Origin of the sequence: Herbaspirillum lusitanum, from assembly GCF_046025995.1 — a bacterium.
In the GTDB taxonomy this organism is placed as follows: Bacteria; Pseudomonadota; Gammaproteobacteria; order Burkholderiales; family Burkholderiaceae_D; genus Herbaspirillum; species Herbaspirillum lusitanum_A.
This window is the reverse complement of record NZ_JAQQFM010000012.1, coordinates 25,530-50,461: the sequence shown is the minus strand read 5'-3', so window position 1 is coordinate 50,461 and position 24,932 is coordinate 25,530. Positions and strand designations below refer to the sequence as shown.

Below are 24,932 nucleotides of genomic sequence, written 5' to 3'. Positions count from 1 at the left end.
CCAACAGTGTGAAACAGAACAACATGAATACAAGCAAGATCCATCACCTCCATGCCCGCACCCGCAAATTGCTGAATCTGGGCCTGACTTTGGGGCTGCTGACCGCGCTCGGCCTGAGCGCCCAGCTGGCGCAGGCACAGACGCGCGGCGGCACCCTGACCGCCATTCTGCAGCCGGAGCCGGTGATCCTGACGTCGGCGCTCAACACCGCGTCGCCGACCGGTTTCTTTAGCGCCAATGTGTTCGACGGCCTGGTCGAGTACGACAACGACTTCAAGCTGCGTCCGGCGCTGGCGGAAAGCTGGGAGGTCTCCAAGGACAGCAAGACCCTGACCTTCCATCTGCGCCGTGGCGTGAAGTGGCATGACGGCAAACCGTTCAGCTCGGCCGACGTCAAGTGGACGCTGGAAAACGTCTGGAAGAAAATCCACCCGCGCAATCAGATCATCTTCAACACCGTCACCAGCGTCGACACGCCGGACGACAATACTGTGGTGATTCATTTCAGCGAGCCCTCGCTGGCGGTGCTGAGCTCGCTCAACAGCAATGGTGCGCAGGTGCTGCCCAAGCATCTGTACGAAGGCACCGACATCCTCAACAATCCCTACAACAACAAGCCGGTCGGCACCGGCCCGTTTGTGTTCAAGGAGTGGAGCAAGGGCAACTACATCACGCTGGAACGCAACCCCGATTACTGGGACAAGAGCAAAGGTGTAAGCAAGCCCTACCTTGACAGGATCGTGTTCAAGATCGTGCCTGACGCCGGCGCTCGCGCCGCTGCGCTGGAGAAGGGCGAAGTGCAGTACGCGCCGTTCTCGCCGGTGCCGCTGAAGGATGCTGAGCGCCTCGCCAAACTGCCCAATCTGAAACTGGAAACGCGCGGCTACGACTGGATCTCGCCCTGGCTGTTCCTCGACGTCAACGTCGACAAGCCTTACTTCAAGGATGTGCGCGTGCGTCAGGCGCTGGCGCATGCCATCGATCTGAATGCCTTCAACAAGGTGGTCTGGTACGGCTTCGGCAAGCCGGCGGTGAGCCCGGTGGTATCCACCCTCAAGCAATTCCACTCGGAAGACGTGCCGAAATATGGCTACGATCCCAAGAAGGCCGAAGCGCTGCTGGATGAAGCCGGCCTCAAGCGCGGCGCCGACGGTGTGCGGCTGCGCATCAATATCGACTATCTGCCTTACGGCGACGACTACAAGCGCAGCAGCGAATACATCCGCCAGGCGCTCAAGCGCGTCGGCATCGAAGTCAATGTGCGCGCACAGGACACGCCGACCTTCACGCGCCGCGTCTACGGTGAGCGCGACTACGATCTGTCGGTGGTCTGGTTCGCCGGTTTCGCCGATCCCTTGGTGGGCGTGACGCGCGCTTACTGGAGCAACTCGATCGGCAAGAACATCCCGTGGACCAATGCTTCCGGTTATCGCAGCGCCGAGGCCGACAAGCTGATCGAGCAGGCCCAGGCTTCCGCCAGCCAGACCGAACGGGTGGCGCTGTTCAAGAAATTCCAGCAGCGCGTGCAGACCGATCTGCCCTCGATTCCCTTGCTGGAACTGCATTTCTTCACGGTGCAGGCGGCCAATCTGAAAGACACCGTGAGCGGCGTCGATCAGATCTACAGCTCGCTCAAGAACGCATGGTTCGACAGCGCGCCCAAGGTGGCCGACGCCTCGAAATGACTTCTCTGATCACGGATCAATCATGAGCAGCACTCCCGCCGCTTCGTCTGCTTCAGACACCGCCCGCCGTCTGCTGTATCGCCTGCTGCAGCTGGCCGGCGTAGTGCTGGGCGTGGCCGTGATCAATTTCTTCCTGCTGCGGCTGGCGCCGGGCGACGCCGCCCAGGTGCTGGCCGGTGAAGCCGGCGCCGCCACGCCGGAATACATGGCGGCGCTGCGCCAGCAGTTCGGGCTGGATCAGCCGCTGCCGGTGCAGTTCGGCAAATATCTGTTGAATCTGCTGCACTTCGATCTCGGCTATTCCTTCCGGCACGGCATGCCGGTGCTGCAACTGATCGCCGAACGGGTGCTGCCGACCTTGCTGCTGATGGGCGCCAGCATCGCCTTTGCAGTGGTGGCCGGCGCCACGCTGGGCGCACTGGCGGCGTATCGCTCCGGCAAGCTGACCGATGTGCTGATCTCGACGCTGGCGCTGCTGTTCTTCGCCACGCCGCTGTTCTGGATCGGCCTGATGCTGGTGGTGGTGTTCTCGGTCTGGCTGGACTGGCTGCCGGTGGGCGGCATGTTCAGCGTCGAGGCCGGCTACACCGGCTGGGCCCACGTGCTGGATATCACGCGCCATCTGGTGTTGCCGGCGGTGACGCTGGGCCTGTTCTACATGGCGGTCTACACGCGTCTGATGCGCGCCACCATGATCGAGGTGCGGCGTCAGGATTTCGTGCGCACCGCGGTCGCCAAGGGCGCGCGGCCGCCGCGCGTGCTGTTCGCCCACGTGCTGCGCAATGCCTTGCTGCCGCTGGTCACCATGCTGGGCGTGCAGGTCAGTTCCATCATCGGCGGCGCAGTGCTGGTGGAGACCGTGTTCTCCTGGCCCGGCCTCGGCCGTCTGGCCTTCGAGGCGCTGTTTCAGCGCGACTTCAATCTCTTGCTGGGCATTCTGCTGTGCAGCTCGGTGGTGGTGATCCTGGTCAACTGGCTGGTGGATTTCATCTACACCCGGCTCGATCCGCGCATTCGTCTGGCCTGATCTCTGACTGACCCGACTTCAAGGACTATTTTCATGAACCAGCGCGCTCCATCTTCCTTGCCTTTGCTGTCTTCCCTGTCGCCTTTACCGATTGCTTTCAGTACGGTCGATATCGATTCGGTGACGGCCTCATCGGTGATCTTTCCGTCGGCAGTGAACGCGGCCAAGACTGCGGCGCCGGCCAGCCGCATCGCCGGGCCGCGTCAGCGCGGCTGGCCGGCGCGTTTGCTGCGCTCGCCTTCAGCGCTGACCGGCGCCGTGCTGCTGGCGCTGGTGCTGATGATGGCGGCCTCGGCTGGCTGGCTGTTCCCGGGCGATCCGCTGGACATGGTGGCAGAACCTTTTCTGCACGTCGGCGCCGATCCGGCTTTTCCCCTCGGCACCGACATGCTGGGCCGCGATCTGCTGAGCGGGATTTTTCACGGCGCCCGCGTCTCGCTGCTGATCGCGGTGGTGTCGACCCTGCTGTCGCTGGCGCTGGGCGTGAGTGGCGGCTTGCTGGCCGGCTACTACGGCGGCCGCGCCGACGCGCTGCTGATGCGGGTGACCGAATTCTTCCAGACCATTCCTTCCTTCCTGTTCGCGCTGGCCATCGTCGCCGTGGCCCAGCCTTCGCTGCTGACCATTTCACTGGCCATCGGCGTCACCGCCTGGCCCAGTCTGGCGCGGCTGGTGCGGGCCGAGGTGCTCAAGCTGCGCCACGGCGAGATGGTGCAGGCCAGCGCGGCGCTGGGCGCTTCCGATACGCGCATCATGCTGCGCGACATCCTGCCCAATACCCTGACGCCGATTCTGGTCTCGACCTCGCTGATGGTGGCCACCGCCATCCTCACCGAATCCAGTCTGGCCTTCCTCGGCCTGGGCGATCCCAATGCCTCGAGCTGGGGCAACATGGTCGGCGCCGGGCGCGAGGTGATCCGCACCGACTGGAGCATCGCCACCATCCCCGGCATCGCCATCGTGGTCACGGTGCTGGCGCTCAATCTGCTGGGCGACGGGCTGGCCGACGTGCTCGACCCGCGCGACCGCAAATAAGCGGCGGTTTTACTGCCACCGCAATCGACTTCAATAAAGGACACAACATGGCACGCGTATCCACTCTGCTGGCACATCAGATTCCCGCCGACGCGCCCAAGGCGCGCGCAATTTTCGAGAAGGTCGAAAGCGAATACGGCGCCTTCGGCAACATGCTCGGGGTGCTGGCGCATCGGCCGGCCTCGATCGAACATCTCTACGGTCTGCTGCTGCAATTCGCGGCCGAGGGCAATATCTCCAGGCTGCATCTGGAGATCGTGCTGGTCACCGCCTCCAGGGCCAATGAATGCAGCTACTGTGTCTCGCACCATGCGCCCAAGCTGGCGGCGCAGCATGTGCCGGCGGAAACCGTGGAGCGCATCCTCGACGCTGACGTGCCCGGCCTCGGTCCGGTCGAACTGCTGGTGCGCGATTACGCGCTGGCGGTCACGCGGCAGCGCGTGGGCGACAGTCTGGTGGCGCGCCTGCGTGAACATTTTTCCGAATCGCAAGTGGTCGAACTGACCCTGCGCGCCGCGCTGTGCGCCTTCTTCGCGCGCTTCAACGAAGCGCTCGACGTAAAGCTGGAACCCGAATACCTGACTACGGATGTCGCCGCATGAGCACCTCAATTACCCACAGCACAGAAAAGAAGAAGGAAATCCGCCTCAACGCCTTCAACATGAATTGCGTGAACCACATCAACCACGGCCTGTGGACGCATCCGCGCGACCGCTCGCAGGATTACACCGACATCGCCTACTGGACCGATCTGGCCAAGCTGCTGGAGCGCGGCAAGTTCGACGGCCTGTTCCTGGCCGACATCGTCGGCGTCTACGATGTCTATCAGAACTCGGTCGATCTCACCCTGCGCGAATCGATACAGCTGCCGGTCAACGACCCGCTGCTGCTGATCTCGGCGATGGGCCACGTGACCGAGCATCTGGGCTTCGGCATCACCGCCAATCTGACCTACGAAGCGCCGTTCCTGTTCGCGCGCCGCATGTCTACGCTGGACCATCTGACCAAGGGCCGGGTCGGCTGGAATATCGTCACCGGCTATCTGGACAGCGCCGCCCGCGCCATGGGCCTGTCCGAACAGCTGGAGCACGACCAGCGCTACGACCGTGCCGACGAATTCATGGAGGTGGTCTACAAACTGTGGGAAGGCAGCTGGGAAGAGGACGCCGTTGTGCGCGACCGTCAGAACCGCGTCTACGCCCGGCCCGACAAGGTGCACAAGATTCATCACAGCGGCGACTACTACAAGGTCGAGGCGATTCATCTCAGCGAGCCTTCGCTGCAACGCACGCCGGTGCTGTATCAGGCCGGCTCATCGGGGCGCGGCCAGGCGTTCGGCGCGCGCCATGCGGAGTGCGTGTTCGTTTCCGGGCACACCAAGGAAGCGGTGCGCAAGCTGGTCGCCGGCATCCGCGCAGGCGCAGTGCGCGAAGGACGCGCGCCCGATGACGTCAAGATTTTCATGGGCCTGACCGTGGTCACCGCCGCCACCGAAAAAGAAGCGCACGAGAAATATCAGGAGTACGCGCGCTATGCCAGCCCCGAAGCCGGACTTGCGCATTTCTCCAGCGGCACCGGCATCGACTTTTCGGAGTACGGTCTGGACGAGCCGATTCGTCCGGCCAAGAACAATGCCATCGAATCGCTGACCAAGACCGTCACCAATCCCGAGCTCAGCTGGACCAAGCGCAAGCTGCTGCAGCAACTGGAGCTGGGCGGCCGCTACGCCACCATCGTCGGCTCGCCGCAGCAGGTGGCGGACGAACTGGAAGCCTGGATACGCGAAACCGACATCGACGGCTTCAACCTCACGCGCACCGTTACGCCGGAGAGTTTTGCAGACTTCATCGATCTGGTGATTCCCGAATTGCAGACGCGTGGTTCGTACAAGCACGACTACGCGCCCGGGACGTTGCGGGAGAAATTGTTCAGCGGCGGCGCGCGCCTGCCGGAGCAGCACGCCGGCGCAGCTTACCGCTTCGGCGTGACGGCCTGAGCGTAACTGAGTGCAACCGAGCGGCAACACATAAGGCAGACCCATGAGCCAGCTTCTGGATATCCGCAATCTCAACGTGTCCTTCCCCGGCCACGACGCCGTCAAGGATCTGAACCTCAGCATCGGCGCCGGTGAAACCCTGGCGCTGGTGGGAGAATCCGGTTGCGGCAAGTCGACCACCGCCTTGTCGCTGCTGCGTCTGCTGCCGGGTAGCGCGCGCGCCAGCGGCAGCATCTTGTTTGAAGGGCGCGACATCCTGGCGCTGCCGGAAACCGAGATCTGCGCGCTGCGCGGCAACGCCATATCGATGATCTTTCAGGAGCCCATGACTTCGCTCAATCCGGTGCTGAGCATCGGCCAGCAAGTGGTGGAAGCGGTGCGCCTGCATCAGCATCTGTCGCCGCAGGCGGCACGCGCGCGCGCCATCGAACTGCTGGAACTGGTGCGCATTCCCGAGCCGCAGCGCCGTTTCAACGACTATCCGCACAATCTCTCGGGCGGCCAGCGCCAGCGCGTGATGATTGCGATGGCGGTGTCCTGCCATCCGCGTCTGCTGGTGGCGGACGAGCCGACCACCGCGCTGGACGTGACGATACAGGCGCAGATTCTGGAATTGCTGGATCAGTTGCGGCGCGAGCTATCGATGGCGATGCTGCTGATCACGCACGACCTCGGCGTGGTCGAGCAATGGGCCGACCGCGTGGCGGTGATGGTCGGTGGCCGCAAGGTGGAGGAGGGCGATACCGCGCGTCTATTCGCCCATCCTCAGCATGCCTATACCCAGGGTCTGCTCGGCGCCTCGCTGCAGATGGAACAGGCCTACCACTATCGCGATGGCCGTCTGCCGGAAATCCGGGTGGAAAAAGATGCGCACGGCGCCGAGATTTTTTCGTTGACGCCACGCACTCTGGCGCCGTCGCCGGTATCGGCGCCGGCCGCCGCCAATGATCAGACGCAGCCCTCGTCAGCCGTGCTGTCGCTGCGCGATCTGAAGGTGGATTACGCCACGCGCAATGGCGCCGTCAATGCGGTCAAGGGCGTGTCTTTCGATATCGAGCCCGGTGAAACGGTGGGCCTGGTCGGCGAGTCGGGTTGCGGCAAGTCCACGCTCTCCAAAGCCATCGTGCGTCTGGTGGATGCCAGCGCCGGCAACATTATGCTCGACGGCGACGATATCGCGCGCCTCAAGGGCGAGCGTCTGCGGCATTACCGGCGGCGCGTGCAAATGATTTTTCAGGATCCTTACGCCTCGCTCAATCCGCGGCTCAGCGTGGCGGAGATACTCGACGCCGCCTTGCAGATTCACGAGGTGCGCGACAAGCGCGAGCGGCGTCGCCGCATCGAGCAGATCGTCGATCTGGTCGGCCTGCCGCAGCGCGCGCTGAACAGCTATCCGCATCAGTTTTCCGGCGGTCAGCGTCAGCGCATCGGCATCGCCCGCGCGCTGGTGCTCAAGCCGGCGCTGGTGATTTGCGACGAACCGGTCTCCGCGCTCGATGTTTCGGTGCAGGCCCAGATTCTCAATCTGCTGGTGGATCTCAAGCATGAGTTCGGTCTGTCTTACCTGTTCATCTCGCACGATCTCTCGGTGGTGCGCTATATCGCCGACCAGGTGCTGGTGATGCATGATGGCCGCATCGTCGAATCGGGTGACCACAACAGCATCTGGCATGCACCTCAGCATGCCTATACACGCTCGCTGATTGCTGCGGTGCCGGCGCCCCGTTCACGTCGTGCAGATTTGTCCATGCCGGAGTTGTTGCGGGCATGAAGCGGCCCGGTTCAATTTCCACGGCGGGCCGCTGAACCCTGGAATTGCCAGAGGCAGAGGCTGTAAACCGGGCTCAAAGAGTTGAGCGAAAGTTCAAGCCTTGGCCCTTTACATGGCGAAATACGAAAACCGTGTTCAAACATGAAGAGGGCCTGGTGCTGCCAACGGGAAGGTCTCGGCGTCGGCGTGGAAAAGGATCAAGAAAGTAAGCGGAATCTATGCCCCAAATCAGTAAAGATGCTTCCGAGTATCTCAATCAAGGTTCTAAAACCACAAAAGTTTTTGAGACTTTTCTCATATAAGCGTCGAGAACAAAAAAGCACAATGACGTCACTGCATCAGGCATTATCGCCAAACGTGATGCACCGACCTCTGCTTACTTTTTTGGGAAGACATCATGAAAAACCTCATTGCCGCCTCCGCCCTGATCGCCGTCGCAATGGTTGCCAATCTGGCACATGCAGCCGATACCGCTGAACTGCAAGTCAAAGGTGTTATCAAGCCAGCCGCCTGCAAGCCAACTTTTTCCGGCGGTGGCGTGGTGGACTACGGCGTCATCCCGGCTTCTCGGCTGACGGCCGGTGCCTACACCAAGCTTGAAAAGAAAGACGTCACCATCACCGTATCCTGCGATGCCGCAGCCAAGATTGCACTGGTCGCTGCCGACAATCGCGCCGCGTCGAAAGTGACCGGCATCACCGAAAGCCTGCGTTCAGGCGAGCGCTACAACTACGGTCTGGGCACAGTCGCAGGTAAAAACGTAGGCGGCTACGCCATCTCGATGTTGCCGGAAACAACTGCTGATGCGAAACCGGTGACCAATTTGTACCAGGAAGGCAATGGCTGGGGCGACAAAGTGACCTACGTCGAAAACGACGGCAACATGTTTTCGTTTGCAGCGCCAGGCACCAAGACACCGCTGGCCATCAAACAACTGGTCGCCAGGATCGGTATCGAAACCGTGTTGAACAAGCCGGAAAATTTGCCGCTGACACAGGAAGTCCCGCTGGATGGCTCCGCCACTATCGAAATCAAATATCTGTAATCGACAGGTGTGGGCCTGGATCACCCAGGCTCACTTTTAAGAGAATCTCAATTTTTCACCAAAATTGATCAGATACGGCGCCCGCCGGAACTTCCATCTGCAGGTCCATTCCTAAACGGGCACTCCTTTCCGGGAGTGTTTTTCGTCCCGCGATCAGATTCCTGCTGCCCGCATGCAGCGGCCGGAATCTGATCAATTCAATCGCCTTGGCCAGATGTGTTTGCCTTCGCCGTGAAAGTCCGTGGCGTCAGAAGGCTTTGCATCCCAACGTCAACAGTAGCGACGCTTCGCAGTAAAGAACTCGCCGTCGGCAAGCTGGTATCACGCGGATGGATTCACGCTTATGTTGAGGAATATTTCGTCATGTTAAATATCATCCGTTCGCTATTTCTTCTGATCATCTTGTGCGCCGGCCAGCAGCATGCACACGCTTCTTGCTGGCAGCAGGCCCTGGGCGTGGACAAAGCCAGATTTACCTTGCCCGACAAGATCAGCATGCCGGCAAATCTCGCGGTAGGGCAAACCTTCGCCAGTTTCACGGTGCAGCCATTGTCGCGCCAGGGCGACACCCGCTACGGCATCGAATGCCAGGCCAATTCAACCATCACCTGGACCATTGCGATGGACTATCCCAACATCACCTATCAGGGCGATGGCAGCGGAGTGCATGAGATCAATGGCGCCGGTTTCGGATTTCGTATTTCGAGTCGGAGCGCCGGTGGTTGGTACAGAAACAATTCAGGTTCCAGCCGTCTGGGTTGGACCAGTTCCACACAAGGTCTGGACGGCGATATCAGAATCGAACTTGTGAAGACCGCACCGATCATCAGCGCCAGGCAGTTCGCCAGCGGCATGCTGGTTCGCCTCCATGTGACCGATGAACGGGGAAGCCGGCTTGAGGTAGGCAACATCGCCACCAACAACACCGCGCAACTGGTGCCGCAAACCTGCAGCGTCAGAGCACCGGCTTCGGTATCGCTGGGGCGCTTCAGTCAGCGTGAATTCAATGCAGTGGGCAAGACCAGCAATCCGGTGCCTTTCGATCTCAACGTCGCTTGCGCCGGCGTCAGGGCCAAGGTCCACGTGACGTTTTCCGACCCCACCAATGCCGGCAATACCAGCGATGTGCTGCCGTTGAGCAGCAGCTCGCGCGCCCGCGGTCTGGGCATACAGCTGATGTACGACAACAAGACGGTTTCCTTCGGCCCCGACAGCGCCATCGCCGGCAATCGCAATCAGATGTATCTGGCGCAGGCCAACGACAATACTTTTGATGTGCGCTTCGGTGCGCGCTACATCCAGACCGAGAAAAACGTCAGCCCAGGTTCGGCAAACGGCTCGGTGACGTTCACGATGTCCTATCAATAGAAGCTGTCTGCTCCGCGTAGCCAGGCCTGGTTGCGCGGCGTATGCATGGTGCGCGCGAGATAGTCGCTGTCCCGCGCGCTCAATCACAAACCGAATATTCAAACAAGAAAGGATTCGTTCCGTTGCCGGGTCTGCATCTATAAATTATTCCCTTTTATAAGGGGATCGCATGTCTGGTTTCAGGGTTCATCTCAAGTCGTATTTCAAGATTCTGCCGCTCGCCGCGCTGCTGTTTGCCGGCATCGCCGGCATGGCAAGCAGCGCCGCACACGCTGCTGACAAGATCCTCAAGGTCGGCGTCACCAGCGGCCCGCACGCCCAGATTTTTGAGGTCGCCAAGCGCCTCTTCGAAAAGAATAATCCCGGCTACAAGGTGCAGATCATCGAGTTCAACGATTACATCCAGCCCGACGCCGCGCTCGATGCCGGCGAGCTGGACGCCAACAGTTTTCAGCACCGGCCGTTTCTGAATGCCCAGATCAAGGCGCGCGGCTACAAGCTTTACGGCACCGGCACCACCATGATCGGGCCGATGGCGATCTACTCCAAAAAATATCGCAAGCTGGCGGAGATTCCGGCCGGCGCCAAGATCGGCATTCCCAACGATCCGGCCAATGAAAGCCGCACCTTGCTGCTGTTGCAAAAGCATGGCCTGATCAAGCTGCGCACCGGCATCGATCCCCTGAGCGGCATCAATGCCACGCCGATCGACATCGTTGAAAATCCGCGCAAGCTCAAGTTCATCGAGATCGACGCTGCGCAATTGCCGCGCACGCTGGATGATCTGGATGCGTCGGCCGTCAACGCCGACTACGCTTCCAAGGCTGGCCTTAATCCGGCGCGCGACAGCCTGGTGGTGGAAGACGGCGACAGTCCTTACGCTTGCCTGATTGCCGTACGCATCAAGGACAAGGATCAGCCGTGGTTGCCGAAACTGGTGGCCGCCTATCAGTCGGATGAAGTGAAGAAGTTCATTGAGACCGAGTTCAAGGGCGGCATTCTGGCGGCCTGGTAAGCCGGATCTCTTGCCTGCTGTTTTTGCTGCGCCTGTGCGGCGAGATGAGTTCCCGGCACAGGCGCATTGCTTAGCTCATCGGCCCAGGCGCTCTTTTAGCGTCCCCCGCCATACAACAAGGTCTGATTCCCGCCGAGATTGGTGGAGGCAAACGGCCGCAGTCGCAGCCAGCGGCCCACCGCCGGTCCCTGCTCCGGATACTGCTTCACATACGCCTCCAGAAATGCCAGCTGATTCGGCCCCGGCATGCCATCTCCATCCTTTTTCCCCTTGAATGCTTCCTGCGGTTTGCCCGCCAGCGCGGCCATCTGCGAGGGATCGTCCAGCGCTTTCAGAGTAAAGCCGACGATGCGATGCAGCGCGCCTTTGCATTCGGCGCCGGCATCGACGCCATTGCTTTGCAGGATGGCGGCCAGCGGCGCCAGGGCGCTCAGTGCAAACAGGTGATAGTCGCGCGCCTTTTGTCCGCGTTCCAGTTCCAGCGGCAGGCCGCCTTCGGCGCCGGCGCTGCAGACTTCGGCCTGGTAGGCCCTGGCGCTCCAGTCCAGCAGGGCGCGGTCGCCGCTGAGCGTGGCCACGCTCGCCGCCGCCAGCGCCGCCCAGTCGCGATGGTTGTTGCGCGATCCCTTGAGCTTGCTGCTGCCGTCGAAGTAGCGGGTGCCGGCCTGCGCCAGTTCACGCATCCAGGCGACGGTCGGCGCGTAATCGGGTTCGCGGCCGACTGCAGGCGAGACCTGCAGCAGCGCCAGGCTGAGTCCGGCCAGCGTGCTGACGCGTTCGAATTCGGCATTGGCGTTATCCATCTGCCTGAGTGCGCCGGCACGGCGCCAGTCGGCCAGCAGCGACAGCGTGCAGCGTGCGGCGGCCGGGTTGCCGCTGCGGGTGTATTCATTGGCGGCTTTCACCACCTGGCGGCTGAAGGCGCGGATGTCCTGCATCTCATTGCGGGCGGCGGCGTCAGCGTCTGGATCGATGGTGTCGCGTTGCGGGCCGTCGTCGCCGTATTTGGACGTGATGGACAAGCGCGTGACGGCCGCCGGCGCCGGCGCGCAGGATTTGGCGCCGCGCTGTTCTGTTTGCAGCGGGCCGGCCTGCGTCCGCAGATGGAAGGGTGCTTGCAAGGGCGCTTTGTCTTGTGCGCCCGCAGGCGAGCTGCAGATCAGCAAGGCCGGCAGCAAGCGCACGGCGATGTGCAAGGAACGGGAAGATAGCAGCATGGGGTAGGCGGCGCGATGCCGCAGCAAATGGATGAATCAGATGGAGTCGCTCCCGGGCCGATGGTTCTGAGCATGTGCCGGCCGGGCGCCTGTGGCCGGCTGCCCGGACGCAGCCCGGCAATTCAGCATCATTCACGCTATTTATCAATAACATGCATTGCATGAATTTGATCTATTCGACCTGGCCGCATACTATTTCGAGGACAAGCGCCGGTGCCAGCACCGGCAAGGTATTGCCTTATCCACAACCGTTCTCAGGCCCCACGCAATGTGCAACGCGGACTGGGTTTCAAATAATCAGTTCCGGAGTTGTCATGCCCAATATCGAGATGTTCGTGGTCGAAGGTTACAGCGATCAGCAAAAGGAAAATCTGATCAGCGCACTTACTGCAGCGACGGCGCAAGCCATTGATGCCCCCGTCGATTCCATCCGCGTGTGGCTGACCGAGGTGCCGGCCAGGCAGTTCGGCGTGGCCGGGAAATCGGTGGCCGCCGCACGTGCAGAGGCACAGTCCTAGGCCGCGGGCCGTCGCAACACCAGCATTAAGCATCATGACCAAGACAGATCGCGCCGGCGCGAGACGCCGATGCCGCGATCCCATCCAGGGGAAGCAGTATGTCCATCATTCAGGTTTTTTTCATCGCAGGCCGCACCGACGAACAGAAGGAACGCTTGATCGCCGGATTGACCGAGGCGGCCGTCAGCACGCTCGGCATGGATCGCGCGGAAGTGCGCGTGATCATCAAGGATGTGCCCAACACCGAATACGGCATTGCCGGCCAGACCGCCAAGTCCCTGGGACGCGGCGTCGGTCGCAGTCCGCAAGGCAACTGAGCGCGGGCAGCGCACCTGGTGCACCTGGCCTATTGCGCTGTGCGACAGCTTCGCACCGCAGGAAAGATCATTTGGCGGTCTGAATCAAGACCTCTTTGGGGCACGTTCGCGTGCCCCTTTTTTCGCGCACGCATTTTGCATGTGCTGAGCTTCCTTAGCGCTACGCTCTCCGGCAATCGGATGCGTCGGCATCATTTCACCCAGAACAACAAAGGAATTTCATGAAACTCAATCGCAGATCGTTTCTGCTGCACGGCGCACAGGCCGGCGCCGCCTTGTCGGCGCTGCCGCTCAGTGCGCTCGCGGCCGATACCGGCAAAGCGGCGCCGCTGCAGCAACGCCGTGCCGTCACCATCGCCGCGCCTTCCGGCGCCGTGCGCGGCGCCGCCGAGCAGGGTGTACTGAGTTTCAAGGGCATTCCCTTTGCTCAGCCGCCGGTCGGTGCGCTGCGTTTCATGCCGCCGCAAGCCTTGCCGGTAGCGAGCGGCGTGCGCAATGCCTTTGCCTTCGGCCCGGCGCCGATGCAGCCGGATCGGGTGCAGGCCGGTAGCGGCCGCCATTTCATCGGCGATGCTGCGCTGAGCGAAGACTGCTTGTATCTCAACGTGTGGGCGCCGGAAACGCCGGGCCCGCATCCGGTCTTCGTCTGGGTCTACGGCGGCAGCAATATCTACGGCGCCACCAGTCAGCCTATCTATGACGGCGCCAGCTTTGCGCGCAATGGCGTGGTGTGCGTGACCATCGGCTATCGTCTCGGCGCCTTCGGCTTTCTGGAGCTGGGCGAAGTGCTGGGGGAAAAATACAAGGGCAGCGGCAACAATGCGTTGCGCGATCAGACCATGGGTCTGCAATGGGTGCACGACAATATCGCAGCCTTCGGCGGCGATCCGGCGCGCGTGACGCTGGCCGGCGAGTCGGCCGGCGGCAAGAATGTGTCGGCCTTGCTGGCCGCACCGGCGGCGGCCGGTCTGTTCAATCAATCCATCATCCAGAGCGGCGGCGGCCTGACTACTCATACCTTGGCCGGCGCCGGCGAAGTGGCGCGCCTGCTGCTGGAAACGCTGCAGGCCGGGCAGCCGGGCGTGAGCGCAGCCGATCTGCTGCTGGGCGTGAATGCCGACACCTTGCTCAAGGCGCAGACCGCCACCGTGGCGCGTTATCCGCATAATTTTGCCTATCGCTCGGTGGTGGATGGCGTGTTCCTGCCGCGCTCGCCGCAAGAGATGGTGGCGCAGGGCGCCTCGCGCGATGTGCGCCTGCTGATCGGCAGCAATCATGACGAGGCCTTGCTGTTTTTCCCGCCGGCGCTGGTGGCGGGATATCGCAAGGATCCGGCCGCCGAGGCCGCCAACAATGCGGCGATCACTTCGCGCGAGATGGCTCAGCTCGATGTGCCGGCCATTACCGTCGCGGCCGAGCGCTATCGCAAGGCTTTCCCGCAGCAAAGCGGTTTCGAGCGCCGCGTACGCCTGCTGACCGCCGAGGAATACTGGATACCCACGGTGCGCATGGCGGACGCTCACGCTCAGGCCGGCGGCGTCACCTATATGTATCGTTTCGACGAAACGGCGAAGCAGGGGCCGTTCTCCGGCTATGCGGTGCATGCCGGCGAGCTGCCGTTCACCTGGCGCAATTTCAGCGAGCCCTTCCTTGAAATGCTGTACGGCAAAGCGCCGCCGGTGCCGCCGCTGGCCGATCTGATGCATGCTACCTGGATCGAATTCATCCGCAGCGGCCGGCCGCGTCACCGGCAATTGCCGGCGTGGCCGCAGTATCGTGTGAGCGCGCAGACCGGGGGCCGCGCCACCATGCTGCTCAACAGCAGCGGCAGCCGCATGCAGGACGATCCGGCCGGCGCCGAGCGGGCCTTGTGGCAGGACCTGATGTAACACCGTACGCCGCGGCGCATCATCCTTGCGTGTTGCGGCGGCCATTTTCATTCGGTTTACAATGCGGGCTGAAATTGATGCGCGGGCTATCCCAGGCTTGCCGCATCCGAGTGACGCGTTCCACGAAGGGCGGCGGAGAAATCTTCCCTCGCCCTTTGCGGAACGCGTCTGTGTCTGCACCGGATGAAAACGAATTCTCTATGAGCTATACCCCCAGCCGGCCCATGGGCTACCTTTGCCTGATGCTCAGCATGGCGATGGTGGGCGCCTATGTCGCCCTGAGCAAGCCGCTGGCGATTGTCTTGCCGATATTTCTGCTGGCCTGGCTGCGTTTCGGCATCGGCGCGCTGGCCATGCTGCGCTGGCTCAAGAAGCCGGCCGATGAATTGCCGATGTCGCCGCAGACGCGGCGCCTGGTGTTTCTCGAATCCTTCCTCGGCAATTTTTTGTTCACGCTGTGCATGATCACCGGCGTCAGCATGACCAATGCGGTCTCGGCCGGCGTCATCATGTCGGCGATTCCGGCGGTGGTGGCCGTGCTGAGCTGGCTGATCCTGAAAGAGAAAATCACGCTGCGCGTGTGGGGCGCGGTGGCTTGCGGCGCGCTCGGCATCGGCCTGCTGTCGCTGGCCAAGAATCCGCACGCTGAGGTGGCGGCGAGTGCCACTGCGGGTGAATACGCCTGGCTCGGCAATCTGCTGGTATTCGGCGCGGTGCTGTGCGAAGCCTCGTACGCCGTGATCGGCAAGAAACTGACGTCGGTGCTCACCCCCAAGCGCATCAGCTCCATCATCAATCTGTGGGGCCTGCTGCTGATGACGCCGATGGGCCTGTACACTGCGCTGCAGTTCGACTTCGCGGCGGTGGATGCCGGCATCTGGTGGCTGCTCATTTTTTATGCACTGGCCGCCAGCGTATGGACCGTGTGGCTGTGGATGACCGGCCTCAAGGTGGTGCCGGCCGGCCGCGCCGGTGTGTTCACCGTGATGCTGCCGGTCAGCGCGGCACTGACCGGCGTGCTGGTGCTGGGTGAGAGTCTGAGCCTGCTGCAGGGCGCGGCCTTTGCCATTGCGCTGGCCGGCATGTTGCTGGCGACGCTGCCGGGCGGCAAATCCGCCGCCGACAAGACCGAACTGCCGCTGCATTGAATCCTGATAGAAAGAACCAGCATGTCCAAACCGAATCGTCCGGGCGCTGCGCCCAAGCAAGGCGGCAAGCCGCCAGCGAATGCCGCCAAGGGCGGGCAGAAAGCAGCACCAAAACCGGCCGCGAGAGCTGCGCAGTCGGCGCCGCAGAAGCAGGGGCCACAGAAGAGCGCACCCAAGAGCGCACCGCAGGGCCCGCGCGGCCGTCAGCAGAACAGCGCGCATTCTGCCTCGGTCGAGCTGGATGAGGGCGAAGAGCTGGTGCGTCAATTGTCGGCACTGGCGGTGGCCATGGCCGGCGCCGTCAAGAGCGGCAACGCGCCGGTCGATCAGGACGGCGAACGCATCGGCCAGCAGGATCTGGATCGCCTGATCCGCAAATGCCTGCGCGCGCGCGATGACGAATCCTTGTACGAGGCGCTGGAACAGGTGCGCTTTGAAGATCGCGGCGCCTGGAGTTTTCTGCGTCAGGCCATCGAAGATGCGGCGCAGATCCTGGTGATGCGGCGCGGCGAGCGTCTGCAGGAAATCAATACCTTCATGATTCCGCTGCTGGTGCGTACCAAAGGCGGCCTGCAGCAGGCGGCGGTATTTCAGAACGGCGACGACTTCGAAGCCCTGAAAGACAGCCTGCAGCAATCCGGGCTGGAAAGCGCCAGGGCCAGGGTGGTGCTGGTGGCGCACGCCTATCATCCGGATGAAATCGAGGCGCTCAGCTACAGCGAAGTGGAAGCCATGAACCGTGATGCCTACACCTCGCTGACCGACAAGAAAGTGCTCAGCGTGCCGGCCATCGAACGCAGCATGCGCGGCTGGCCGGCATCGGATTTCGCGGCGGCCGACGATGCGCTGGAATTGCGCTTCCTGCTCGGCTTCTCGCTCAAGGAGCTGGACGATACGTTTTATGTGGTGCCGACCGACGAAGCCAAGGCCGACGCCTATTTCGAACAGCGCGCCGAGCGCTTCCGCGCATGGAGCGAAAAGAATGCACCCTTGCTGCAACGTTGCCTGAGCGGCAGCAGCGCGCCCGATGCCTGCCAGGTGCACTTCATGTATCAGGACTTGTTCTTCGGCGGCAAGCAGACCGGCAATGCCGAGTATCGCACCTTGCAGATGCTGTCCGAGCTGGAACAGGGGCTGGCTGCAGCGCAGGCTGCAGCGGCAGATGCGATGGCCGTGTTTGCACTCGCCAGCGAGGACGATGAGACCGGCGACTGGCAACTCACCGTGCAATTGCGTGCGCGCGACGATCAGCGCCTGCTGGCGCAATCGCTGCAGGTGCTGGACGGCGATCCGGATGAACAGTTGCTGGATGTGGCCCACGCCGTCGCCAGTCTGGGAGTGACGCAGTCCATGCTGGCCGAAGGTCTGGATGACGCCGGCCAGCCGCACAATATGAGGCCGTTCGGCGAGCTGTAACAGGCCACAAGCCAAAGACTATGCCGTTCAGTTTTCAGCTGGGCGGCATTTTCATTGGTGCGGCCGGATTGTGCCCTGCTGCCTCAGTTCAGATGAGCGAAGCGGACAAGCTGTGATCCTTGGGTTGGCAACGGAAATACAGCTCCACCTGCATCGGATGCCAGCCGCGCACCAGTTGTCGCAGGTCGGCCTTCATCTGCTGGTTTTCACAGTAAGTGAATGCCTTCTCGCGTGCGGCAGTAGTCAGTGCCGGAATCGACATCGTATAGCTCACGCCGGTGACCGACACCATCAGCATGTCGTTGCTCTCGGCGCGCACCTCGGTGAAATTGGCGCAGCCGGTCATGGACATCGCACCGAGTGCCGCGACCAGCATGGCGCCCAGACGGGCGATGGAAAAAGATGCTGCGGCAGGCGCAGAAAAGAGCTTGTGCATGAGGGTCCCCGATCCATATGCGTTGGCAGAACGGTGCGCGCGGTCGGAGCATCATGGACTCTTGCCGGCGGGCACTGGATCAGAGAGTAAAACCTGCATGCATTTTGTGACATCCTCCTTACCCCGATTTACCCCAGTCGATAAATTGTAAGGAGCGCGCGTGGCGCTATGCCGACGAAAAAACAGACCGCCGGATGGCGGTCTGTTTTTGACGGCAGACTATGGCGATCCATGATGCAAGGCTAGTTTCCGGATCATCTCCTCGCAGCAGGATCAATCAGTTCTTAGAACTTCAGTTGCGGAGGGAAGGCGCTTGGCGGCACCTTGGCCAGCGTCTCCATGTTGGACACGATAGCTTCGCGGATGCGGCCTGCCTTGCGGCTTTCTTCCAGCCAGGCATTGACCGTGTTGGTGAATGTCTGATCCGCCTGCTTGCGCACGCCGACGTTGGTCGGCGCCACTTCATCCGGGGTCGGGAACACGATGTGGCCGAGGTTGGGCAGCTTGACCAGCAGCGCGGTCGACAACAGCACCACCAGCACCTGGCAATCGACCCGGCCGGATTGGAGCGCCATGGTGGCGGCCGCCGAGGTTTCGAAACGCAGGATGGTGGCCTTGGGCAGAATGCGTGTAACCACCTGATCGTGCGAGGAACCGACATCCACCGCGATCTTGATCTCAGGCTTGTTCAGTTCTTCCCAGCGCGTGAATTCCAGACCCTTGCGCGCCACCACGGTGTTGATGTTGTTGTACAGCGGATTGGTGAAGTCCACCACTTCGCGGCGCTGAGGCGTCGGCGCCATCGCAAACTGCGCATCGATCTTGTTGGTCTGCACGTCCAGCACGGCATTGCCCCAGGTGGTTTCGACCCATTCCACTTCGACCTTCATGTACTTGGCCAGATCGCGGCCGAAGTCGGCACAGAAGCCTTTCCATTCACCCGAGGCCAGATCCTTGTTGAAGTAAGGCGTGGCGCCGTTGATCGCGCCCAGACGCAGACGGCCGGTGCGCTTGACGCGCGCCATGGTGGATTCGGTTTCCTGCGCAAATGTCGCAGCCGGAAGCGCCAGCGTGGCGCCGCCTGCCAGGGCGGTGGTCAGAAATTGTCGGCGAGTAAAGCGCATCTTTTTTCCCTTTGTCGGAGTGGTGGGTGGTGAGGATGAATGCAAGATCCGGGCCTTGGTGCAGCGTATCAGCCGGGCCTGGCGAAAGAAACACGCATAAGGTCGATTCCATCGTGGAAAACTGACGGATCGTCAGCCGTCCCGACGAAATCGCTGGCTGTGCGTTCAACCATGGCCTTTAAGCCTTGCCAGCGCTTCCAGCAGCGAGGCGTGCTGCGCCTGCGCATACAGTTGCAGTTCGTCGAGCACGCCCGCGCCCAGCGCCGCTTCAAAGGCCTGGCGATTGGATTGCGCCAGAGCGGCCTGCTTGTTCTCGTCGCCCAGATTGGACTGGAAGATGCCGGCCGCGCTGACCGGCAGGAAATCTTCATAGATGATGGGCTCGAACGACAGCAGGCCGGCTTGCTCCAGCGCATCTGCATTCTCGGGCAGCAGCGCAATATTGGTGGGCGCAGCATCGGGGCGCGCACCGTAGCGGAAAAACGCCAGCGAGCGGCTGCGCAGTTCGGCATAGGAGTCGGGGAACTCCAGGAAGTGGCGATCCAGCGCCGCCAGATATTCCTTCTTGTTGGACCCGTCCCCGGCCGGCTGCACTTCCTGGCGCACGCGATCGAGAATTTCGTCGTAAAGCCGGCGGCCGGCCGGCGTCAGCGCAATGCCGCGCTGTTCGATTTCGCCGAAACGCGCGGTGTGCGTGCCTTCGCTGAACCGGCCGTCGGCCGCCGGAAACGCCACCGCTTCATTGAGCGCCAGAAAGCTGGTCTGGCGCAGCAGGATAGGACATTGGCGGCGCGCCGGGCCTTCGATGACCGCCTTCGGCTTGATGCCGTGATCCGGCATGGCCTGCTGCACGCGGTCGATATCCAGCGTGCGCGGCGTCAGGTGATTGATGTGCGGCCCCTTGAAGCTGACGATATCGCCGATCAGCGGATGCGCCGCGCGCAGGCTCTTGTACAGCTCGCCGCTGACGGTGGCCTGCCGGTGCCAGCGGAAGGTTTCCAGCGCGGCATCGACAAAGCGCTGCGCATCGTCCTGTTCCAGCCCGCCTTGCTGCTCCCATTTGGCGATCAGTTCCAGACAGGCCGGAGTGAAGATGGCGCGGCGGCTCAGCGCCTGTTCCGCCGCCGCGCGCAGACTGTCATCCTGAATCAGCTCCAGCCGCAGCAGCGAAGTGAACACGCGGAAGGGATTGCGGCGCAGCGCGTCGTCGGTGACCGGGCGGAAGGCGGTGGAGTGCACCGGCACGCCGGCCACCGTCAGATCGTAATAGCCGACGGGCTGCATGCCCATTACCGCAAACAGGCGGCGAATGGTGAACAATTCCTGCGCGGTGCCGACGCGGATCGCGCCATGCCGTTCCAGATCCAGCCGGCTCAGCTGGTCCGAGGCCCTGAGTTGTTCGGCCAGCGCCGGCTCTTCCTGCAGCACCGCCGCGTTGATGCGGGCGACGATCTCCAGCAGCGTGCCGTATTGCGGCACCTCGGCTTTGTACATGTCGGACATGGCGTGCGAGAAGAGGGTGCGGATCGCATCGGCGGAAACAAAATTAGAGGCCACGGTGTTTTTCCTGTCAGGTGTCTTGGTTGATTCAGTGCTGCTTCAGTTCAGGCGCATCATCTGTTTGGCGAGGCCGACCAGATCGAACACCGGCCGCCCGGTGCGCTGCGCAATGTCGGCCGCGTAGGGCGACATGTTGGTGCACTCCAGGATCAGTGCCCGCAGTTGGGGCTGCTGCGTCACAAAGCTTTCGGCGGTGGCGATGATTTCTGCGCGCACTGCCTGCATGTCGCCCTGCGGCGTGTTGCCGATGATGACGCGGGCGAACTCGGAATCTTCAGGCATACCGGCTGCCGGGGTGGCCGGATCGCCGCCCAGATTGCGCAGATGTTCGGCGCTCAGGCTCCTGGCCGAGGCCGTCAGGATGCCGACATGCGCGGCGCCGCCGAAGGCGTTGTACAAGGTGGGTAGCCAGCACAGACTGGAGCTGGCGAAAGGGATGCGGACGGCGGCGGCGATCTGATGATGTTGCAGGGCCAGAAAGCCGCAACTGGTGACGATGGCCTTGCAGCCCTCCGCCTCGAGCTGGCGCGCACCTGCGATGAAACTGTCGACCAGGCCATTGGCGCGATCAAAGATCACTTTTTCCGGCGAGGCTTTGTCCACCTTCAGATAACGCGTCGCGAAGGGAAACGACAGCGGGTTGCCTATGTCGCCGACCGGTCGCGGGAAAACCGTATCGAGCATCAGGATGCCAAGCATGAAAGTCCTCGGGAAAGCAGATTGAGTCAGTTCAATTCAGATGGTGCGCGCATCGCCGGATCGTTGAATGGATGGGGGTTCGATTCGGCGATTCAGCACAGCGATGAATCGCCGCTGTGCTGGATCAAATGATTCAAAGCGATCTGAAAATTGTTTGAGCGATTCTACCGAATTCACGTAGAGAAGATGGGCAGCCGTCTGTAATTCTGTTGAGCGGGATGACTAAAGTCAGTATCCGGGCGGCGTATCGTTTGTAATGCCGACATATTGGTATAGATTATCGACATTCTGTCGCCTTCCTGGCGGCTGCACTTATCACGACCGGCATTCATCATCCACCTCGGGAGATATCGCATGATCCGCATGGACCTTCTGGACGACACCGATCGTCAGCTCATTTCCCTGTTGCAGATGAATGCGCGCGAATCCGTCGCCGAAATGGCGCGCCGCCTGGGGCTGGCGCGCACCACCGTGATCGCCCGCATCGAGCGGCTGGAAAAGAATGGCGTGATCGGCGGCTACACCCTGAAGCTGGGTCATGATGTGCTCGATCCCAGTCTGCAGGCCTACGTCGGCATCACGCTGCAGCCCAAGGCCGGCAAGGATGTGGTGCGTCGCTTCAACAAGATGCCGGAGGTGCAGCAGCTGTGCGCCGTCAGCGGCGAGTTCGATTATGTTGCGTGGTTGCGCGTGACCACGCCGGAACAGCTGGACAGGATTCTGGATGAAATCGGCGAGATGGACGGCGTCATCAAGACCACTACCTCGGTGGTGCTGGCGCGCAAGATCGATCGCGGCGATGCGCCACGCTCAAAATAGGCAGCGCGGCAGATTGGTTTTTTCATCTTCGGGACGTTAAATGATGGATGGCAATACATAATGTATCTTGATGACATCAATATGCATGACAATGCCGAGCTTTCTGACTATTTGCCAATTTAATCTGTCTTGAATGCCTCCTAGAATGGAAGCGTATTTTCTTCATTCTTTTTCTCATTCAGGAGTAGCACCATGCGGACCGTTCTGTTGGGCTCGGGTCATATCGGCCAAACCATTGCGCGCTTGCTGTCGGAGAGCGGCGACTACGAAGTGACCGTCGCCGACCGCGATCAACAGGCGCTGAAATCGGTGGCGCATCTGAATGTCGAACGCGTGACGGTCGACTCCTCCGACCCGGCCGCGCTGGAGGCTTTGCTCAAGCCGGCCGACATCGTGATCAACGCGCTGCCGTATCACATGGCCTCCAAGGTGGCGGCGGCCGCGCGCAATGCGCACACGCATTACTTTGATCTGACCGAAGACGTGCAGGCCACCAGAGAGATCGCCGCGCTGGCCGCCGATGCCGACACCGTATTCATGCCGCAATGCGGGCTGGCGCCGGGTTTCATCGGCGTCGCCGCACATCATCTGGCAGCTTCCTTCGACGAGGTGCACGACGTCAAGATGCGGGTCGGCGCCTTGCCTGAATTTCCCACCAATGAGCTCAAATACAATCTGACCTGGAGCGTGGATGGCCTGGTCAATGAGTATTGCCATCCCTGCGAAGCGCTGCGCGACGGCGAGAAAGTGGCAGTCGATCCGCTCGAAGGCGTCGAGCATTTTTCGCTGGACGGCGTGGAGTACGAAGCCTTCAATACCTCGGGCGGACTCGGCACCTTGTGCGAAACTCTGGCCGGCAGGATACAGAATCTGGATTACAAGTCGGTGCGCTACCCGGGCCATCAGATGCGCATGAAATTTCTGCTGAGCGACCTCGGGCTCAAGCGCGATCCGGAACTGCTTAAGGACATTCTGCGCAAGAGCATTCCGACCACCATGCAGGATGTGGTGCTGGTGTTCGTCACCGTCAGCGGCATGCGCGGCGGCAAGTTCGTGCAGGAAGTCTTCACGCGCAAGATCTTTGCGATCCACGAAGAGGGGCATGACGAAAGCGCGATCCAGAGCACCACCGCATCCGGCATCTGCACCGCGGTCGATCTGTTCCGGCTCGGGAAATTGCCCAAGAGCGGCTTCGTCAGTCAGGAGCAGATCAGGCTGCCCGATTTTCTCGGCAACCGTTTCGGCAAGGTGTATGCAGAGCACCGCGCCTGATGTGAATCGCAAAATTACAGAACCGGAGAAGCAAGCATGTCCCTCGATATCAACAAGATCCTGAGCGCCAACGGCATCGCGGCCGTCATTCGGCAGGACGGGCCTTTGAAAGTCTTTACGCCGGTCAGCGGCGAACAGATCGCCAGCCTCAATGTGGCATCGGCCGCCGAGGTCGAACAGGCCGTCATCACCAGCCAGGCCGCTTTTGCCGCGTGGCGCAAAGTGCCGGCCCCGCGTCGCGGCGAACTGGTGCGTCTGCTCGGTGAAGAGCTGCGCGCCGGCAAGGATGCGCTGGGCCAGCTGGTCAGCCTGGAGAGCGGCAAGATCCTGCAGGAAGGTCTGGGCGAAGTGCAGGAGATGATCGACATCTGCGATTTCGCGGTCGGTCTGTCGCGCCAGCTCTATGGTCTGAACATCGCATCTGAACGCCCCCACCATCGCATGATGGAGAGCTGGCATCCGATGGGACCTTGCCTGGTGGTGACGGCATTCAACTTTCCGGTCGCGGTCTGGGCCTGGAACGCGGCGCTGGCGCTGGTCTGCGGCGACTCCGTGATCTGGAAGCCGTCCGAGAAAACGCCGCTCACCGCGCTGGCGGTGCAAGCCATTTTCGAGCGCGTCTGCACGCGTTTCGGCGCGGCGCCGGCCGGTCTCAATCAGGTGCTGATCGGCGGCCGCGAATGTGGCGAGCAACTGGTGGCGGATGCGCGCATTCCATTGATCAGCGCCACCGGCAGCACGCGCATGGGCCGCGCAATCGCCGGCGTCGCCGCGCAACGTTTCGCGCGCACCATCCTGGAGCTGGGTGGCAACAATGCCGGCATCGTCTGTCCTTCGGCGGATCTGGATCTGGTAGTGCGCGCGGTGGCTTTCGCTGCGATGGGCACCGCCGGCCAGCGCTGCACCACGCTGCGCCGGCTGATCGTGCATGCTTCGGTCTACGATCAGGTGATTGCCGCGCTCAAGAACGTCTATCAGCAGGTGCGCATCGGCAGTCCGCTGAGCAAGGACAGCATGATCGGTCCGCTGATCGACAAGGCTGCCTTTGATGCCATGCATAGCGCGCTGGAAGCGGCCGTCAAGGATGGCGGCAAGGTCTCCGGTGGCGAACGCGTCACCGATGCCGGCGCCCATGCCTATTACGTGCGACCGGCGCTGGTGGAAATGCCGGCGCAGACCGACATCGTCAGACACGAAACCTTCGCGCCGATTCTCTACCTGCTGAAGTATGAAACGCTGGAACAGGCGATTGCGCTCAACAACGGCGTGCCGCAAGGCCTGTCGTCCAGCATCTTCACCGGCAACATGCGCGAGGCCGAACTGTTCGTCTCTGCGCTGGGCAGCGACTGCGGCATCGCCAACGTCAACATCGGTCCTAGCGGGGCGGAAATCGGCGGCGCCTTCGGCGGCGAGAAGGAGACCGGCGGCGGGCGCGAATCCGGCTCCGATGCCTGGAAGGGCTATATGCGCCGCGCCACCAACACCATCAACTACGGCAGCGATCTGCCGCTGGCGCAGGGAATCGAATTCTCGGTGTAGATGGCGGGCGCGCGGCGCCGGACCATGGTCTGAATC

At 62.0% G+C, this 24,932-nt stretch carries 22 protein-coding genes; 17 read left to right on the top strand and 5 right to left on the bottom strand.

Annotated features, from left to right (window positions below):
- Positions 1-23 precede the first annotated feature (23 nt).
- From PQR62_RS22660 to PQR62_RS22620, 9 genes are all read left to right on the top strand, one after another.
- The gene (locus PQR62_RS22660) at positions 24-1,685 is read left to right on the top strand and encodes an ABC transporter substrate-binding protein (protein WP_408160317.1); all 1,662 of its coding nucleotides are present in this window, start codon (positions 24-26) and stop codon (positions 1,683-1,685) included.
- Between the two features lie 22 nt (positions 1,686-1,707).
- Positions 1,708-2,712, top strand: a complete 1,005-nt coding sequence (locus PQR62_RS22655) for an ABC transporter permease (protein WP_408160315.1) — start codon at positions 1,708-1,710, stop codon at positions 2,710-2,712.
- Between the two features lie 33 nt (positions 2,713-2,745).
- A complete protein-coding gene (locus PQR62_RS22650) occupies positions 2,746-3,747 on the top strand; it encodes an ABC transporter permease (protein ID WP_408160314.1) in 1,002 nt (333 codons plus the stop codon).
- A gap of 47 nt (positions 3,748-3,794) precedes the next feature.
- Positions 3,795-4,349 carry a carboxymuconolactone decarboxylase family protein gene (locus tag PQR62_RS22645; protein ID WP_408160313.1) on the top strand — a complete coding sequence of 185 codons (555 nt, stop codon included), beginning with the start codon at positions 3,795-3,797 and terminating at the stop codon, positions 4,347-4,349.
- Positions 4,346-5,743 carry an LLM class flavin-dependent oxidoreductase gene (locus PQR62_RS22640; RefSeq protein WP_408160312.1) on the top strand — a complete coding sequence of 466 codons (1,398 nt, stop codon included), beginning with the start codon at positions 4,346-4,348 and terminating at the stop codon, positions 5,741-5,743. The genes PQR62_RS22645 and PQR62_RS22640 overlap by 4 nt, the downstream gene beginning before the upstream one ends.
- 43 nt (positions 5,744-5,786) lie before the next feature.
- On the top strand, positions 5,787-7,514 hold the full coding sequence (locus PQR62_RS22635) for an ABC transporter ATP-binding protein (RefSeq protein WP_408160311.1): 1,728 nt from the start codon (positions 5,787-5,789) through the stop codon (positions 7,512-7,514).
- Positions 7,515-7,911: 397 nt separating this feature from the next.
- Positions 7,912-8,559: a DUF1120 domain-containing protein gene (locus PQR62_RS22630; RefSeq protein ID WP_408160310.1), complete on the top strand. Its 648-nt coding sequence runs from the start codon at positions 7,912-7,914 to the stop codon at positions 8,557-8,559.
- A 363-nt stretch (positions 8,560-8,922) separates the two neighbouring features.
- Positions 8,923-9,927, top strand: coding sequence for a fimbrial protein (locus PQR62_RS22625; protein ID WP_408160309.1), 1,005 nt, complete (start codon positions 8,923-8,925; stop codon positions 9,925-9,927).
- A gap of 169 nt (positions 9,928-10,096) precedes the next feature.
- Positions 10,097-10,942, top strand: a complete 846-nt coding sequence (locus tag PQR62_RS22620) for a MetQ/NlpA family ABC transporter substrate-binding protein (protein ID WP_408160308.1) — start codon at positions 10,097-10,099, stop codon at positions 10,940-10,942.
- 95 nt (positions 10,943-11,037) lie between these two features.
- Here PQR62_RS22620 and PQR62_RS22615 read toward each other — a convergent pair whose 3' ends face one another.
- Positions 11,038-12,159 carry an alginate lyase family protein gene (locus PQR62_RS22615; RefSeq protein WP_408160307.1) on the bottom strand — a complete coding sequence of 374 codons (1,122 nt, stop codon included), beginning with the start codon at positions 12,157-12,159 and terminating at the stop codon, positions 11,038-11,040.
- A gap of 314 nt (positions 12,160-12,473) precedes the next feature.
- Here PQR62_RS22615 and PQR62_RS22610 point away from each other — a divergent pair, with 314 nt between their 5' ends.
- The 5 genes from PQR62_RS22610 (at position 12,474) to PQR62_RS22590 (ending at position 17,447) form a co-directional block, all read left to right on the top strand.
- On the top strand, positions 12,474-12,677 hold the full coding sequence (locus tag PQR62_RS22610; protein WP_408160306.1) for a tautomerase family protein: 204 nt from the start codon (positions 12,474-12,476) through the stop codon (positions 12,675-12,677).
- A 47-nt stretch (positions 12,678-12,724) separates the two neighbouring features.
- Positions 12,725-12,994: a 2-hydroxymuconate tautomerase family protein gene (locus PQR62_RS22605; RefSeq protein ID WP_408160425.1), complete on the top strand. Its 270-nt coding sequence runs from the start codon at positions 12,725-12,727 to the stop codon at positions 12,992-12,994.
- Positions 12,995-13,215: 221 nt separating this feature from the next.
- Positions 13,216-14,883: a carboxylesterase/lipase family protein gene (locus tag PQR62_RS22600; protein ID WP_408160305.1), complete on the top strand. Its 1,668-nt coding sequence runs from the start codon at positions 13,216-13,218 to the stop codon at positions 14,881-14,883.
- 200 nt (positions 14,884-15,083) lie between these two features.
- Entirely contained in the window at positions 15,084-16,031 is a 948-nt protein-coding gene (locus PQR62_RS22595; protein WP_408160304.1) for a DMT family transporter, read from the top strand.
- 21 nt (positions 16,032-16,052) lie between these two features.
- Complete coding sequence (locus PQR62_RS22590; RefSeq protein ID WP_408160303.1) at positions 16,053-17,447, top strand: DUF2863 family protein; 1,395 nt, start codon at positions 16,053-16,055, stop codon at positions 17,445-17,447.
- 88 nt (positions 17,448-17,535) lie between these two features.
- Here the strand turns inward: PQR62_RS22590 and PQR62_RS22585 are convergent, their stop codons facing one another.
- The 4 genes from PQR62_RS22585 to PQR62_RS22570 all read right to left on the bottom strand — a co-directional run bounded on the left by PQR62_RS22585 (position 17,536) and on the right by PQR62_RS22570 (position 21,266).
- Positions 17,536-17,883 (bottom strand): hypothetical protein, encoded by a 348-nt coding sequence (locus tag PQR62_RS22585; RefSeq protein WP_408160302.1) that lies wholly within the window; start codon positions 17,881-17,883, stop codon positions 17,536-17,538.
- 284 nt (positions 17,884-18,167) lie between these two features.
- A complete protein-coding gene (locus PQR62_RS22580) occupies positions 18,168-19,007 on the bottom strand; it encodes a transporter substrate-binding domain-containing protein (protein ID WP_408160301.1) in 840 nt (279 codons plus the stop codon).
- 165 nt (positions 19,008-19,172) lie between these two features.
- The gene (hglS, locus tag PQR62_RS22575) at positions 19,173-20,564 is read right to left on the bottom strand and encodes a 2-oxoadipate dioxygenase/decarboxylase HglS (RefSeq protein WP_408160300.1); all 1,392 of its coding nucleotides are present in this window, start codon (positions 20,562-20,564) and stop codon (positions 19,173-19,175) included.
- Positions 20,565-20,606: 42 nt separating this feature from the next.
- Complete coding sequence (locus tag PQR62_RS22570; protein ID WP_408160299.1) at positions 20,607-21,266, bottom strand: aspartate/glutamate racemase family protein; 660 nt, start codon at positions 21,264-21,266, stop codon at positions 20,607-20,609.
- A gap of 354 nt (positions 21,267-21,620) precedes the next feature.
- Here PQR62_RS22570 and PQR62_RS22565 point away from each other — a divergent pair, with 354 nt between their 5' ends.
- The 3 genes from PQR62_RS22565 (at position 21,621) to amaB (ending at position 24,896) form a co-directional block, all read left to right on the top strand.
- Entirely contained in the window at positions 21,621-22,085 is a 465-nt protein-coding gene (locus PQR62_RS22565) for an Lrp/AsnC family transcriptional regulator (RefSeq protein WP_408160298.1), read from the top strand.
- A gap of 192 nt (positions 22,086-22,277) precedes the next feature.
- Complete coding sequence (locus tag PQR62_RS22560) at positions 22,278-23,357, top strand: saccharopine dehydrogenase family protein (RefSeq protein WP_408160297.1); 1,080 nt, start codon at positions 22,278-22,280, stop codon at positions 23,355-23,357.
- A 36-nt stretch (positions 23,358-23,393) separates the two neighbouring features.
- Positions 23,394-24,896 (top strand): L-piperidine-6-carboxylate dehydrogenase, encoded by a 1,503-nt coding sequence (gene amaB, locus PQR62_RS22555; RefSeq protein WP_408160296.1) that lies wholly within the window; start codon positions 23,394-23,396, stop codon positions 24,894-24,896.
- The last annotated feature ends 36 nt before the right edge of the window (positions 24,897-24,932 follow it).

Excerpts from the sequence above, each read along its gene's own strand:
- PQR62_RS22650 (WP_408160314.1), top strand. The coding sequence starts at position 2,746 with ATGAACCAGCGCGCTCCATCTTCCTTGCCTTTGCTGTCTTCCCTGTCG.
- PQR62_RS22620 (WP_408160308.1), top strand. The coding sequence starts at position 10,097 with ATGTCTGGTTTCAGGGTTCATCTCAAGTCGTATTTCAAGATTCTGCCG.
- PQR62_RS22615 (WP_408160307.1), bottom strand. The coding sequence starts at position 12,159 with ATGCTGCTATCTTCCCGTTCCTTGCACATCGCCGTGCGCTTGCTGCCG.
- PQR62_RS22625 (WP_408160309.1), top strand. The coding sequence starts at position 8,923 with ATGTTAAATATCATCCGTTCGCTATTTCTTCTGATCATCTTGTGCGCC.
- PQR62_RS22590 (WP_408160303.1), top strand. The coding sequence starts at position 16,053 with ATGTCCAAACCGAATCGTCCGGGCGCTGCGCCCAAGCAAGGCGGCAAG.
- PQR62_RS22595 (WP_408160304.1), top strand. The coding sequence starts at position 15,084 with ATGAGCTATACCCCCAGCCGGCCCATGGGCTACCTTTGCCTGATGCTC.
- PQR62_RS22660 (WP_408160317.1), top strand. The coding sequence starts at position 24 with ATGAATACAAGCAAGATCCATCACCTCCATGCCCGCACCCGCAAATTG.
- amaB (WP_408160296.1), top strand. The coding sequence starts at position 23,394 with ATGTCCCTCGATATCAACAAGATCCTGAGCGCCAACGGCATCGCGGCC.
- PQR62_RS22645 (WP_408160313.1), top strand. The coding sequence starts at position 3,795 with ATGGCACGCGTATCCACTCTGCTGGCACATCAGATTCCCGCCGACGCG.
- PQR62_RS22580 (WP_408160301.1), bottom strand. The coding sequence starts at position 19,007 with ATGCGCTTTACTCGCCGACAATTTCTGACCACCGCCCTGGCAGGCGGC.
- PQR62_RS22610 (WP_408160306.1), top strand. The coding sequence starts at position 12,474 with ATGCCCAATATCGAGATGTTCGTGGTCGAAGGTTACAGCGATCAGCAA.
- PQR62_RS22585 (WP_408160302.1), bottom strand. The coding sequence starts at position 17,883 with ATGCACAAGCTCTTTTCTGCGCCTGCCGCAGCATCTTTTTCCATCGCC.
- PQR62_RS22655 (WP_408160315.1), top strand. The coding sequence starts at position 1,708 with ATGAGCAGCACTCCCGCCGCTTCGTCTGCTTCAGACACCGCCCGCCGT.
- PQR62_RS22635 (WP_408160311.1), top strand. The coding sequence starts at position 5,787 with ATGAGCCAGCTTCTGGATATCCGCAATCTCAACGTGTCCTTCCCCGGC.
- PQR62_RS22640 (WP_408160312.1), top strand. The coding sequence starts at position 4,346 with ATGAGCACCTCAATTACCCACAGCACAGAAAAGAAGAAGGAAATCCGC.
- PQR62_RS22600 (WP_408160305.1), top strand. The coding sequence starts at position 13,216 with ATGAAACTCAATCGCAGATCGTTTCTGCTGCACGGCGCACAGGCCGGC.
- PQR62_RS22560 (WP_408160297.1), top strand. The coding sequence starts at position 22,278 with ATGCGGACCGTTCTGTTGGGCTCGGGTCATATCGGCCAAACCATTGCG.
- PQR62_RS22565 (WP_408160298.1), top strand. The coding sequence starts at position 21,621 with ATGATCCGCATGGACCTTCTGGACGACACCGATCGTCAGCTCATTTCC.
- PQR62_RS22630 (WP_408160310.1), top strand. The coding sequence starts at position 7,912 with ATGAAAAACCTCATTGCCGCCTCCGCCCTGATCGCCGTCGCAATGGTT.
- PQR62_RS22570 (WP_408160299.1), bottom strand. The coding sequence starts at position 21,266 with ATGCTTGGCATCCTGATGCTCGATACGGTTTTCCCGCGACCGGTCGGC.